Origin of the sequence: Aurantimonas sp. HBX-1 (assembly GCF_021391535.1) — a bacterium.
GTDB lineage: Bacteria > Pseudomonadota > Alphaproteobacteria > Rhizobiales > Rhizobiaceae > Aurantimonas.
In genome coordinates this window covers 3,494,233-3,507,674 of record NZ_CP090066.1, presented here as the reverse complement: position 1 = coordinate 3,507,674, position 13,442 = coordinate 3,494,233, and the positions used below count along the sequence as shown (strand labels likewise).

Here is a 13,442-nt window from a genome sequence, read left to right as displayed (position 1 = left end):
GCCACATCCGCCCGACGGCGATCGTCGCAAAATCGTCATGTACTGTCGGCGGCACGCGGACTGGCTCAGGCCGGTCGCTGCGCGACCTTCGGATGCCAGGTGAAGTGAAGCCATGAACAAGCCCGTCAGCCAGCAGAAACTGAAGACCGAAGGACTAGAGGACACGCTCACCCGGGACGGCTTCGTCGCCCGCTCGGTCCAGCGCCTCGTCGACGGCGCCGAGAAGCTCAATCTCCGCCACTCCGCCGTCGGCAATCCGCCGGTGTTCCCCACCGACGCCTTTCCCTGGGCCCGCGAGGTCGAGGCCGAATGGCGGCTGATCCGCGCCGAGCTCGACAAGGTGCTGGTGCGCAAGGGCGAACTGCCGGCGTTCCACGAGATCTCCTCGGAGGTGCGCTCGATCTCGTCCGACCAGAACTGGAAGACGTTCTTCCTCTGCGGCTACGGCATCAAGTCGGAGGAGGCGATCCGCCAGTGCCCCGAGACCTGGCGCATCCTGCAGAAGATCCCCGGCCTCAAGTCGGCGATGTTCTCGATCTTCGAGCCGGGCAAGCACCTGCCGCCGCATCGCGGCCCCTATAACGGCGTGCTGCGCTTCCACCTCGGCCTGATCGTCCCCGACCAGCCCGAAAAGGTCGGCATCCGGGTCGACGACCAGACCTGCCACTGGCAGGAAGGCAAGGCGCTGATCTTCGACGATGCCTACGAGCACGAGGCCTGGAACCACTCGGACGAGGTGCGGGTGGTGCTGTTCGTCGATTTCGAGAAGCCGCTGAACTTTCCGGCCAGCCTGACCAACAAGGCGGTGCTGAACCTGGCGGTGTTCACCCCCTTCATCCGCGAGGGCTACAAGGCCCACAAGGCCTGGGAAAAGCTGTTCTACGGCGAGGGCACCAAGCACCGCTAGGCGAGAGGAGCGCCGGTCCGATGACGATGCGCATGGACAGTCTGCAGTGGCGGCCGATGACCAGCGCCGATCTGCCCGGCGTCGCCGAACTCGCTGATCGGATCCACCCGTCGCTGCCGGAGGACGTCGCGATCTTCGCCGACCGGCTCCGGCTCTATCCGCAGGGCTGCCTGGTGCTCGCCGACGCCGAGGGCGGCTGCCTCGGCTATGCCGTCGGCCATCCCTGGACCAAGGGCCCGCCGCCGAAGCTCGACACGCCGCTCGGCGCGCTGCCGCAGCCGGCCGACTGCTTCTACATCCACGACGTGGCGGTCGCGCCGGAGGCCCGCGGCCACGGCTTCGCCGCAGGCGCCGTCGAGCAACTGCTGGAACAGGCGGATGCCTATCGCTGCGCGGCGCTGGTGTCGGTCCATGCCACCACGCCGTTCTGGTCGCGATACGGCTTCGCCGAGGCGGGCGGGGGATTGGCGCCCGGCGCGCTTGCCTCCTATGGCGGCGACGCTCGCTACATGGTGCGGATGGCGCCGCGGTGAGCAGTGCTCCGTCGTTGTGCAAACGTCATCAATCGGGGGGCTGGAAATCCCCGTGCCGATGCCCTTATGGTCGCTGCACCACAATCTGCAGGTGGGCGGCCACCCTGGCGGCCCGAACGGTTCACCGCAAACAGGGGGCTTCGTCGATGAAGCATTATCTTTTCGGGGCGGCCATCGCGGCCTTCGCCTTCGCCATCACGCCGGCCAGCGCCCAGGAACGGGTCGTCAACGTCTACAACTGGTCGGACTACATCGACCAATCGATCCTCGCCGACTTCACCAAGGAGACCGGCATCCGCGTCGTCTACGACGTGTTCGACTCCAACGAGATCGTCGAGACCAAGCTGCTGGCCGGCGGCACCGGCTACGACATCGTGGTGCCGACCGGCACCTTCCTCGCCCGCCAGATCAAGGCCGGCGTCTTCCAGCCGCTCGACAAGTCCAAGCTCACCAACTGGGACAATCTCGACCCGCAGGTGATGGAGCGCCTGGCCCGCTACGATCCGGAAAACAAGCACGCGATCAACTACATGTGGGGCACGACCGGGCTCGGGCTGAATGTCGCGATGGTCAAGGAGCGGCTCGGCGAGGATGCCAAGCTCGACACGTTCGACCTCCTGTTCGACCCTGAGACCGCCGCCAAGCTCGCCGATTGCGGGATCTACGTGCTCAACACGCCCGAGGAAGTGGTGCCGGCAGCACTGAACTATCTCGGTCTCGACCCGAATTCGGACGAGCGGGAGGATCTCGACAAGGCGCAGGAACTGCTGCTGTCGATCCGCCCCTATGTCCGCAAGTTCCACTCGTCCGAATATATCGAGGCGCTCGCCAACGGCGACATCTGCATGGCGCTGGGCTGGTCGGGCGACATCCTGCAGGCGCGCGATCGCGCCGCCGAGGCCGGGCAGGGAGTCGAGATCAGGTACGTGATCCCGAAGGAGGGCGCGGTGACCTGGCTCGACAACATGGCGATCCCTGCCGACGCGCCGAATGTCGAGGAAGCGCACGAATTCCTCAACTACATCATGCGGCCCGAGGTCATCGCCAAGGCGACCAACTACGTGAACTACGCCAACGGCAACGCCGCCTCGAAGGAGTTCGTCAACAAGGACATTCTCGAGGATCCGGCCGTTTACCCGCCGGAGGAAACCCGCGAGCGGCTCTACGCCATCGATCCGAAGGATCCCGCCGCCCAGCGCCTGCAGACCCGGCTCTGGACCCGCGTCGTCACCGGCCAGTGACCGGCATCGACGAAAGCCGGGGCGGCGACGCCCCGGTTTCCGGCAACATTTGGCGGAGGCATCCCCCACGATGAAGGCGCAGTCGCTTGGCAGCATCCGCAAGAGCTTTGCGCCCTGGGCCGACCCGAGCCAGCAGCCCTATATCGAGTTCGACGGCGTCACCAAGGACTTCGGCAACTTCACCGCCGTCGACGACCTGACCCTGTCGATCTACCGGCGCGAGTTCTTCGCGCTCCTCGGAGCGTCCGGCTGCGGCAAGTCCACGCTGCTGCGCATGCTCGCCGGCTTCGAGACGCCGACCAGGGGCCGCATCGTCCTCGACGGCGAGGACCTCACCGGAACGCCGCCTTACCGGCGGCCGGTGAACATGATGTTCCAGAGCTACGCGCTGTTCCCGCACATGAGCGTCGAGAACAACATCGCCTTCGGCCTGAAGCAGGAGGGGATGGGCAAGGGCGAGCGGGCCGACCGCATCGCCGAGGTGCTGAAGCTGGTCAAACTCGAGCCCTTCGCCCGCCGCAAGCCGCACCAGCTGTCCGGCGGCCAGCGCCAGCGCGTGGCGCTCGCCCGCTCGCTGGCCAAGCGGCCGAAAGTGCTGCTGCTCGACGAGCCGCTCGGCGCGCTGGACAAGAAGCTGCGCGAGGAGACCCAGTTCGAGCTGACCGACCTGCAGTACGAGCTCGGCATGACCTTCATCGTCGTCACCCACGACCAGGAGGAGGCGATGACCATGGCGGACCGCATCGCCATCATGGAAAAGGGCCAGATCGTCCAGCTGGCGACGCCGCCGGAAATCTACGAGGCGCCGGCCTCGCGCTTCGTCGCCGATTTCGTCGGCAGCGTGAACCTCTTCGAGGGCAAGGTCGTCCGCAAGGACGCCGAGCGGATCGTGCTGCAGGCTCCCGAGGGCGGCGAACTTGTGGTCGCCTCGACGGCACCGGTCGAGATCGGCGAAACCGCCTGGTACGCCGTGCGGCCGGAGAAGCTGCGGATCTCCGCCGAGCCGATCGAGGGCACCAACGTGTTTTCCGGCGAAGTCTGGGAAATCGCCTATTTCGGCGACATGACCTCGTTCCACATCCGGCTCGACAACGGCCAGATCGTTCGCGTCTCGATGATCAACCGGCAAAGGGTCAGCCCGCTGCAGCTGACCTGGCACGAACGCGCCTATGTCGCGTTCGATGCCGACGCCGGCCTCGTCCTCAACCGCTAGGGACGGGAGCGCGGCGATGGCAGCAGCAAGATCCAGCCTGTTCAAGCGCGTCGTCATCGCCGTGCCCTATCTGTGGCTGGCGGCGCTCTTCCTCGTGCCGTTCCTGATCGTCTTCAAGATCTCGGTCTCGAACATCGCGACGGCGATCCCGCCCTACACGCCCACTTTCGGCGACCCGTCGACCTGGCTGGACTCGCTTGGCCAGTTCACCTTCGACAACTACCGCTGGATCGTCGATGACGCGCTCTACATCAACGCCTACATCTCCAGCCTGATCATCGCCGGCATCTCGACCTTCCTGGCGCTGCTGATCGGCTATCCGCTGGCCTACGGCATGGCGCGCGCGCCGCTCGGCCTGAGGCCGCTGCTGGTGATGCTGGTCATCCTGCCGTTCTGGACGAGCTTCCTGATCCGGGTCTACGCCTGGATCGGCATCCTCAAGCCGGAGGGGCTGCTCAACCAGTTCCTGCTGTTCCTCGGCGTGATCGACACGCCGCTGCTCATCACCAACACGCACACGGCGATCTTCATCGGCATCGTCTATTCCTACCTGCCGTTCATGGTGCTGCCGATCTACGCCAGTCTGGAAAAGATGGACGACACGCTGCTGGAGGCGGCCGCCGACCTCGGCTCGACACCGGCCAAGGCGTTCTGGACGATCACCTTCCCGCTGTCGCTGCCCGGCGTCCTCGCCGGCTGCTTCCTGGTCTTCATCCCGGCGGTCGGTGAATTCGTCATCCCCGACCTGCTCGGCGGCTCGCGGACGCTGATGATCGGCAAGACGCTCTGGCTGGAGTTCTTCAACAACCGCGACTGGCCGGTCTCCTCCGCCGTCGCCATCGTGCTGCTGCTGCTGCTGGTCGTGCCGATCATGATCTTCCAGCGCGTCCAGGCTCGCCAGGAGAATGCCGCGTGACCCGCCGCTGGTCCGGCTTCAACGTCGCCTCGGTCGTCGTCGGCTTCACGTTCCTCTATCTGCCGATCGTGCTGCTGATCATCTACTCGTTCAACGAGTCGCGGCTGGTGACGGTATGGACCGGCTTCTCGATCCACTGGTACGTGCAGCTGTTCGACAACCAGGGCCTGATGGACGCGGCCTGGGTGACGATCCGCGTCGGGCTGCTGTCGGCGACCGTCGCCACCGTGCTCGGCACGCTCGCCGCGCTGGCGCTGACCCGCTACACCAGCTTCCGCGGCCGCATGCTGTTCACCGGCATGGTCTTCGCGCCGCTGGTCATGCCGGAGGTGATCACCGGCCTGTCGCTGCTGCTGCTGTTCGTCGCCATCGACTTCAACCGCGGCTTCTGGACCGTGACGCTCGCGCACATCACCTTCTCGATGTGCTTCGTCGCCGTCGTCGTGCAGTCGCGGCTGGTCTCGATCGACCGGTCGCTGGAAGAGGCCGCGATGGATCTCGGTGCGACGCCCGCGCGCACCTTCCTGTCGATCACCCTGCCGATGATCTGGCCGGCGGTGTTCGCCGGCTGGATGCTCGCCTTCACCCTGTCGCTGGACGATCTGGTCATCGCCAGCTTCACCTCCGGGCCGGGCGCGACCACCCTGCCGATGAAGATCTACAGCCAGGTGCGGCTGGGCGTGACGCCGGAGATCAACGCCGTCTGCACCATCCTGATCGCCATCGTGACGCTGGGCGTGATCCTCGCGGCGCTCGCCAACAAGCGCAGCGCCTTCGTCAGGCAGCGCGACGAACGGCTGGCCGCGGCGGGCGACTGATCGCGCCGCGACGCTAGCCCTCTATCGACGGGCGGCGGTGCGTTCGGCGCAGTCGCAGGCGGCGGCATGGGCCGCCTCGATCGCCGCGAAGGTGCGCTCGATCGCTGCCAGCATTGGGTCCTCGCCCGGGGCCGGCCGGTGCGCCAAATAGTCCAGCGCCTCGATCGCCGACAAGGCGGCGAGCAGCGCGCGACGGGTGGGCGCCTCGATCGCCGGACCCTTGGCTGCTGCGAGGGCAGGCTGCAGCGCCGCGAGCCGCGTCAGCACCGGGCGCGACGCGGAATCGCCTGGCGCCTGCGCCGTATTGGCCGTCGCCTCGCCAGGTCCGCTCGCCAGCAGCTTGCGCCGCTCCGCGATGTCGATCAGCCGGTCCACGGCAGCGAGCCGGTCCGCATCGGTGGCGAGCGGTAACGGCGCGACCATCGCCAGCGGCGGCAGATCGGGGTCGATGCGGGGGCCCTGGAAATCCTTCTCGGTGGAATGGGTCGGCATCGGGTCGAGCGTGGCGCTGCGTTCCAGGCCGCGGGCCGGCCGGAAGTCGACGATCGACAGCAGCAGGCTACGCAACGGCGGCGCGAATCGGGGCAGGGGCGCCGGACGCGCGGCCGCGACGGCGGCGCGGATCGCCTGGCGGGCCGCCGCCGTCTGCACCGAAACCAGCCTGTCGCCCTCCGCCGCGTCGCCCCCGACCCGGGCGACCTGCTCCCGCAGCAGGCCGAGATAGTCGGCGACGCCGTCGCAGAGAAACGGCGTCTGGTCCTGGGAGAGATAGTCGCCGAGTTCGGTGGTCACCCTGTCCGCCAGCCAGCTGAGATCGGCGCTTGCCCGCCAGGCCGGCCGCCCGTGTCCGCGGGCGAGGCCATTGGCTTCCTTCAGCGCGGCCATCTCCTCGCGGCTGCGCGGCATGGCCGGCGGCGTGAAGAGGAAGCGCCCGGGCATGGCGTCGTCGCCCCTGAAGGCGACGCTGCGGGCAGCTTTCAGCGCCGCGTATTCATCGGCCTCGATGGCCGATAGCGCCGCGTGGTAGCGGGCGGGGCAGGCCGGCTCGGCGGCGACGGCAGGGGCGAGCGAGAGCATCAGCGCCGACAGGGCGGCGAGGGCGGGCACTCGGGCGGACATCGTCATGCGGGGCATCCGTGGATGGCCGGACGCGCCATCGCCGGGCGAGCCCCGAACGGGGTGACCGGGTCTCTAGCGCGATGTCACGTCCGGGTTGGGCCAGTGACCTGCCATCGTGAATGCGACTGGTTTCGATGTGGTGAACTCGCCGGTTGTCGACGCCGTCATCGAAGCGGCGGTGTCGAAGGTTCCGCGGATCCGCAATTCGCGGGTCAGGACCGACATCACGCCCGCCGCCCGCACGGTTCCGGCGCTGCCGGCGAGGACGAACTCGCGCAGGTGGATCCGTGGCCCGAACGAGACCAAACGTGCTTCCAGCTCGGCGAAGGGCACGGTCGCGCCCGACGTGCTCTCGATCAGGGCCCGCGCCCCCGGCCGGCGGAACACGTCGGGGTCGAAGCCGGTGAGGACGCCGTTCCGCGTCGTCACCCTCGTGTCGAACTGGATGTTGCGCACGATCGAGCCCCAGTCGGTGACCGGCGCGGTCATGTCTGCGGAAATGTCCGACCGGCCGCTGACGCCCACGACATCGACGTCGAGCGCGGCAAACAGCGACGGCGTGTCGACGCCCGCCAGGGCCAGATGGCCGCTCGCCTGCGGCGGGGCCTGGTTGGCATCGACCACGATGCTCGCCTGGCCATGCCCGCCCAGCAGGACGGCGTCGTTGACGTCGATCGTCGCCTTGCCGTCGGCGACGAGCAGCGCCGCCGCCACATCGCTGGCCGCCAGCGCGCCGAGCGTCGCGCGTTCCGCCGACAGCCGAAGGTCGAGACCGATCTCGTGCGAGAAGCCGACATCGATGTGGCGGGCGAGGTCGAAGGGATCGTTGGGCAGCGGCGCGAGGGAACGCACCAGCGGCGTGAGATCGAGGGTCCCGAAGGCCAGCGTGCCACCCACGGTCGGTCTGTCGCCGAGGATGCGCGCCTCGAGTGCGCCGCGGCCGCTGCTGCCGGCGATACGCACGTCGGCATTCTGCAGACTCGCATCGACCCCGGCAAACACCAGATCACCGGCGACCGAGACGGCGCCGACATCGGGCACCGCCGCACCCGGGTTGGCGAGCCACTCGATGCTGCGGCTGAGCGAGGGACTTTCCAGCCTGACGCGGCCCGTGATGCCGCCGTTGCGATCGAGGCTCGCGTCGCCGTCGAAGCTCGCGTCGAGCGTCGGCGAGGTCATCTCGAGATCGACGCTGCTGGAGCCGCCGTTCATCAGCGCCGTCTTCGAACCCAGCGTGATGCGCACCGTCGTCGTGTCGCCGTTCCAGACGAAGGATCCCGATGCGTCGAGGCCGTCGCCCACGGCGCTGCGGTTGATGACGATGTTGGCGTTGCTGAGGCCGGACGGCCGGCCCCCACCGCGACCGCTCCGGAACACGCCCTGGCGGATGTCGACGGTGCGCGCATGCGGCAGCTGCGCCAGCAGCCGCTCCGCCGTGGCACGGGGGCCCTCCGCCGGCTGCACCGGATCAGGAGCGGCCGCCTTGGTCGCGGGAGCCGAATGATACTCGGGCCGGATCAGCACCAGGCGGGAGATGCTGGCCTTGCCGAACAGGGCGTCGACGGGATCGAGGTCGGCGACGACGCGCTCGATCCGCAACGTCCCAGCGCCGTCCATGCGCAGGCGGTCGGCGCTGATCCGGGTCTTGGGCAGCAGCGAAAAGCTCACCGGCCCGTCGATGAGGACGGTTCCGCCGACGCTGCGCTGCAGTTCGCCCACCAGCATCCGCCGCGCCTCGTCGGACCCCAGCGAAAGCCGGGGCAGCAGGACGGCGGCGATGACGAAAACGAGGACGCCCAGCGCGAGCGCCACGCGCACGCGCTGTCTCGCAAGGGCGCGGGCCGCTCCTTCGAGCCTGTCTCGGGGGAAGGGCCGCGTCACGAAACATCCTTCTTCAGCACGCCTTTTTGTAGTCGTCCGGGCTGCAGAAGCAAAGCCCGGGCAAACCTCCGCCGCCGGCGGGAGCGGCGCGCTCCGGACGTTGCCAATGCAAACCCCGTATGGCACCAGCAAGGCATAGGCGCAGGGAGGGACGAGGATGGGCGGCAAGCTGCTGTGGGCACCGGACGCGGCGCGGATGGCGCGGCACCCGATGACCGCTTTCGCCGCCGGAGCGGGGGAGCGGTATGGCGCAAGCCTGCCGGACTACGATGCGCTGCACGGCTGGTCCGTCGATCGCCGTGACGCGTTCTGGGAGCATGTGTGGGATTTCTGCGGCGTCGTCGGCGAACGCGGCGCCACCGCCCTTGCGCCCGGCGCCACGATGCGGGACGACCGCTTCTTCCCCGAGGCCCGGCTCAACTTCGCCGAAAACCTGCTTGCCCACGCGGGGCAGGGCTCGCCCGACCGCGACGCGATCGTCTTCAGCGGCGAGGAGGCGGTCAACCGCCGATTGTCGTGGCGCGAGCTGACCCATCTCGTCTCCTGCTTCCAGCAGGCCTTCCGCGCCGAGGGTGTGGTCGCCGGCGACCGGATCGCCGCGATGATGCCGAACCTGCCGGAGACCGTCGCCGCGATGCTCGCCGCGGCGTCCATCGGCGCGGTCTGGTCGTCCTGCTCGCCGGATTTCGGCGAACGCGGCGTGCTCGACCGTTTCGGCCAGATCGAGCCGAAGCTGCTGATCTGCTGCGACGGCTACCATTACGCCGGCAAGCGCATCGAGATCGCCGACAAGCTCGGCCCGATCAGCGCCAGCCTGGCGCCTCGGCGGACCATCGTCGTGCCGTATCTGGAGAACGCCGCGGCGGTGGCGCAGACGGTCACCAACGGCATCGCCATGGACGATTTCCTGGCACCCTTTGCCCCCGGCGCGATCGAATACGAGCGGCTGGCCTTCGCGCACCCGCTCTACATCCTGTTCTCGTCCGGCACGACCGGCGTGCCGAAATGCATCGTGCATTCGGCCGGCGGCACGCTGCTGCAACATCTGAAGGAACACCGCCTGCATTGCGGCTTCGGGCCGGACGCGCGGGTCTTCTACTTCACCACCTGCGGCTGGATGATGTGGAACTGGCTCGTCTCGGCGCTGGCGACGGGGGCGACGCTACTGCTCTATGACGGCTCGCCCTTCCATCCGCGCCCGTCGGTGATCTTCGACTACATGGCGAGGGAGCGGGCGACGTTCCTCGGCACCAGCGCCAAGTTCATCGACGCCGCGCGCAAGCAGGGGCTCGAGCCCCGCGTCACCCATGATCTCTCCGCCCTGGAGATGCTGGGCTCCACCGGCTCGCCGCTGTCGCCCGAAAGCTTCGAATATGTCTATGCGGCGATCAAGCCGGACGTCCATCTGGCCTCGATGTCCGGCGGCACCGACATCGTCTCCTGCTTCGTGCTCGGCGTGCCGCTGCGCCCCGTCTATGTCGGGGAGATCCAGGGCCCCGGCCTCGGCATGGCGGTGGAGGTGTGGGACGACAACGGCCGCCCGCTCGCCGCGGGCAAGGGCGACCTCGTCTGCACCAGGGCGTTCCCCTCGATGCCTATCGGCTTCTGGAACGACCCCTCCGGCGAGCGCTATCGGAGCGCCTATTTCGAGCAGTTCCCGGGCGTGTGGTGCCACGGCGACTTCGCCGAATGGACCGAGCACGGCGGCATCGTCATCCACGGTCGCTCGGATGCGACGCTGAACCCGCAGGGCGTGCGGATCGGCACCGCCGAAATCTACAACATCGTCGAGCAGATGGACGAGGTGGTCGAGGCGATCTGCATCGGCCAGCCCTGGGACGACGATGTCCGCGTCGTCCTGTTCGTGCGGCTGGCTGACGGCGTCGACCTCACCGAGGATCTCGCCGGCCGCATCAAGATGGCAATCCGCCAGGGCGCCTCGCCGCGGCACGTGCCGGCCAAGATCCTCCCGGTCGCCGACATTCCGCGCACCAAGTCCGGCAAGATCGTGGAACTCGCGGTGCGCGAAGTGGTCGAGGGCCGGCCGGTCCGCAACAAGGAAGCGCTTGCCAATCCCGAGGCTTTGGCGCTGTTCGCCGGCCGCGTCGAACTGCAGAGTTGACGCGCCGCCGCGTCGCGCGGGGCGTTCGCCAGGACGAAAAACGCCGGCCTCGAGGAGGCCGGCGCGTTGTTTTGAGATAGCAGGTTCGAGCCGGTTACTGGGCCTTCGACTGCATGCCCTTGGCTTCCTCGACGGCCGCCATGCAGGCGGTCTCGTCGCCGGCGGCAAGCGCTGCTTCTGCACGCTGGATGGCGTCCTGGGAGCCGCTGTCGCCGGCTGCGGCATTTGCCATCGTGCTGGCGCCGGCCTGGCCGCTGGCGGCCGTGGCTTCACCCGCCTGCTGCGCCGCCACGTCCTGGCCGGACATGGCCGTCTCCTTGCTCGCGGCGTCCTCGAGCGGCATGTGCTGGCCGTCCTTGGACACTTCGCCGGTCTGCTGGCCGGCATCCGCCTGCTGCGAGGCGGTGGCCGCCGTGTCGGTGCCCGCTGCGGGCGTCGTGGCACCGGCAGTGGCGGATGCGGCCCCTGCGCCGCCGGTCGGCGTGGTGCTGCCGGCCGCCGTGGTGTCCGTCTCGAGCGGTGCGGTGCTGCCGTCCTTCGAAACTTCACCGGACGTGTCGACGCCGGCACCGGTCTCGAAATTGGTGGTCTGGCCACCCGAGGTTGCGCCGGTTCCGGCGATGGATGCGGTCACGTCGCCGTTCTGGAGCATCGCGAGTTCCTCGCGGCAATCCGCGGAGGCGGCAGTGATCGGCAGGGCGAAGAGGGCAACGCCCCCGAGCAAAATCGATAGACGCGTCATTCCCGTGTTTCCTCTTATTGTCGACTGGGAAGAGGAAACGCCGCGTCAACTTCACGGTTCCGTAATGGCCGCGAGAGGATGCATGCCGGCGACCGGAACGGCGGCCGCGTCGCGAGGCGGGCTACGACGATCCGCCCGGTTCGGCCTCCGCCAGGATCGAACGGGTCAGCAGCATCACCGGCAGGATGCCGACCAGCACGATCATCAGCGCCGCCACGGCGCCGTCCTCGAAGGCGGCGCGGGAGGTCTGGGCGTAGACGAAGGTCGCCAGCGTGTCGAAATTGAACGGCCGCAGCAGGATCGTCGCCGACAGTTCCTTGGCGGTGTCGACGAAGACCAGCAGGAACGCCGTCAGCAGCGCCGGGCGCATCAGCGGCAGGAGCACCTGGCGAAGCGTCGCCCCCGGGCTGCGCCCCAGCGTGCGCGCCGCCATGTCGAGATGCGGCGAGAGCTTGGAGAAGCCGCTCTCGATCGCGCCGTGGCCCATCGCCATGAAGCGCACGAAGCAGGCATAGACGATGGCGAAGCCGGAGCCGGAGAGCAGGAGCCCGGTCGAGATCCCGAACCATTCGCGCAACCGCGCGTCGACGAAATTGTCGAAGGCGGCGAGGGGAATGAGGATGCCGATCGCCAGCACCGTGCCGGGCACGGCGTAGCCGAGGGCGCCGACCCGCACCAGCGACGCCAGCCGGTGGCTGCGCGTCAGCCTTATGCCGTAGGCCATGAAGAACCCGGCGACGACGGTCATCAGCCCCGCCGATCCGGCGATCATCACCGTGTTGCGAAGCGCCCGCCACAGCTGCGGATCGCCCAGCTGGTAGAGCCGGCTGAGCGCGTAGTCGCCGAGGATGTAGAGGGGGATGCCGAATCCGGCGACGATCGGCAGCAGGCAGACCAAAGCTGCCGCGATCGCCTTCCAGCCGGCGAGCGACTCGCGGCCGACCTGCGGCCGGTCGCCGCGATGGATGTTGAAGCGCTGCTGTCGCCGCGCCAGCCGCTCGACCAGCACCAGCAGCACGATCACGCCCAGCATCATCAGCGCGATCTGCGTGGCGCCCTGCAGGTCGCCGCGGTTCAGCCAGGTGGAGTAGACCGCGAAGGTCAGCGTCCTGACGCCGAGGAATTCCACCGCGCCGATGTCGTTGATCGCCTCCATCAGGGCGAGCGCGATGCCGACGGCGATCGCCGGGCGGGCCATCGGCAGCAGGATCTTGAAGAACACGGCGGCGCGCGATGCCCCGAGCGTCCGCGCCACGTCGCCCGCCTTGCGGCCCTGCATGACGAAGACCATGCGCGCCGTCAGGAAGACGTAGGGGTAGAGCACCGAGGACAGCACGAACACCGCGCCACCCAGCGAGCGCACGTCCGGGAACCAGTAGTCGCGGCGGGTCTCGAAGCCGAACAGCGCCCGGATCGCGCCCTGCACCGGCCCGGTGAAATGCAGGAACTCGACGAAGCAGTAGGCGGCGATGTAGGTCGGCACCGCCAGCGGCAGGACCAGCGCCCAGGCGAAGGTTCGCCGGAACGGAAACTGGAACGTCGCCACCAGCCAGGCCGTCACCACGCCGGTCGTCCCGGCGACGACGGCGATGCCGAGCATCAGCAGCAGCGTGACCTGGCTCGCCTCCGGCAGGATGGTCTGGGCGAGATGCGCCCAGTTGGTCGAGCGGCCGGAAAGCGCGATCACCGCGAGCGCGGCGATCGGCAGGATCACCGTCAGCGCGACCAGGCCGGCGCCGAACAGATAGCCGCGATCCGGCTGCCCGCGGAAGCGGAAGCGTGGCCGGGGGACCGGGGTGAGCAGCGGTGCGGAGACGGACATGGCGGGCCCGGCTAAGCCGGATTGCGGCGACGGAAGGCCGCCCCGCACGAAGGCGGCGGCGCACTCGCCGCCGCGTCAGCCGGAGAAGCGCCCGGGACGATGCTCGCCCGGGCTAAGGTGATGGTCGA

General features: G+C 68.6%; 11 protein-coding genes. 7 read left to right on the top strand and 4 right to left on the bottom strand.

Features of this window, described 5'->3' with window-relative positions; genetic code table 11:
• The first annotated feature begins 112 nt into the window (after positions 1-112).
• The 6 genes from LXB15_RS16595 to LXB15_RS16570 all read left to right on the top strand — a co-directional run bounded on the left by LXB15_RS16595 (position 113) and on the right by LXB15_RS16570 (position 5,628).
• Complete coding sequence (locus LXB15_RS16595; RefSeq protein WP_233949497.1) at positions 113-907, top strand: aspartyl/asparaginyl beta-hydroxylase domain-containing protein; 795 nt, start codon at positions 113-115, stop codon at positions 905-907.
• Positions 908-927: 20 nt separating this feature from the next.
• Positions 928-1,440: a GNAT family N-acetyltransferase gene (locus LXB15_RS16590; protein WP_233949496.1), complete on the top strand. Its 513-nt coding sequence runs from the start codon at positions 928-930 to the stop codon at positions 1,438-1,440.
• 146 nt (positions 1,441-1,586) lie between these two features.
• Positions 1,587-2,681 carry a polyamine ABC transporter substrate-binding protein gene (locus LXB15_RS16585; RefSeq protein WP_233949495.1) on the top strand — a complete coding sequence of 365 codons (1,095 nt, stop codon included), beginning with the start codon at positions 1,587-1,589 and terminating at the stop codon, positions 2,679-2,681.
• Between the two features lie 70 nt (positions 2,682-2,751).
• Complete coding sequence (locus tag LXB15_RS16580) at positions 2,752-3,894, top strand: ABC transporter ATP-binding protein (RefSeq protein WP_233949494.1); 1,143 nt, start codon at positions 2,752-2,754, stop codon at positions 3,892-3,894.
• Positions 3,895-3,910: 16 nt separating this feature from the next.
• A complete protein-coding gene (locus LXB15_RS16575; RefSeq protein ID WP_233949493.1) occupies positions 3,911-4,810 on the top strand; it encodes an ABC transporter permease subunit in 900 nt (299 codons plus the stop codon).
• Positions 4,807-5,628: an ABC transporter permease gene (locus tag LXB15_RS16570; RefSeq protein ID WP_233949492.1), complete on the top strand. Its 822-nt coding sequence runs from the start codon at positions 4,807-4,809 to the stop codon at positions 5,626-5,628. The genes LXB15_RS16575 and LXB15_RS16570 overlap by 4 nt, the downstream gene beginning before the upstream one ends.
• Positions 5,629-5,649: 21 nt before the next feature.
• Here LXB15_RS16570 and LXB15_RS16565 read toward each other — a convergent pair whose 3' ends face one another.
• Complete coding sequence (locus tag LXB15_RS16565) at positions 5,650-6,753, bottom strand: hypothetical protein (RefSeq protein ID WP_233949491.1); 1,104 nt, start codon at positions 6,751-6,753, stop codon at positions 5,650-5,652.
• Positions 6,754-6,819: 66 nt separating this feature from the next.
• Complete coding sequence (locus LXB15_RS16560; protein ID WP_233949490.1) at positions 6,820-8,796, bottom strand: AsmA-like C-terminal region-containing protein; 1,977 nt, start codon at positions 8,794-8,796, stop codon at positions 6,820-6,822.
• Here LXB15_RS16560 and LXB15_RS16555 point away from each other — a divergent pair.
• On the top strand, positions 8,786-10,750 hold the full coding sequence (locus LXB15_RS16555; RefSeq protein ID WP_370640123.1) for an acetoacetate--CoA ligase: 1,965 nt from the start codon (positions 8,786-8,788) through the stop codon (positions 10,748-10,750). The genes LXB15_RS16560 and LXB15_RS16555 overlap by 11 nt on opposite strands.
• A 94-nt stretch (positions 10,751-10,844) precedes the next feature.
• Here the strand turns inward: LXB15_RS16555 and LXB15_RS16550 are convergent, their stop codons facing one another.
• Both LXB15_RS16550 and LXB15_RS16545 read right to left on the bottom strand, forming a co-directional pair.
• On the bottom strand, positions 10,845-11,492 hold the full coding sequence (locus LXB15_RS16550) for a hypothetical protein (protein ID WP_233949489.1): 648 nt from the start codon (positions 11,490-11,492) through the stop codon (positions 10,845-10,847).
• A gap of 121 nt (positions 11,493-11,613) precedes the next feature.
• Positions 11,614-13,314, bottom strand: coding sequence for an iron ABC transporter permease (locus tag LXB15_RS16545; protein WP_233949488.1), 1,701 nt, complete (start codon positions 13,312-13,314; stop codon positions 11,614-11,616).
• Positions 13,315-13,442 lie beyond the last annotated feature (128 nt).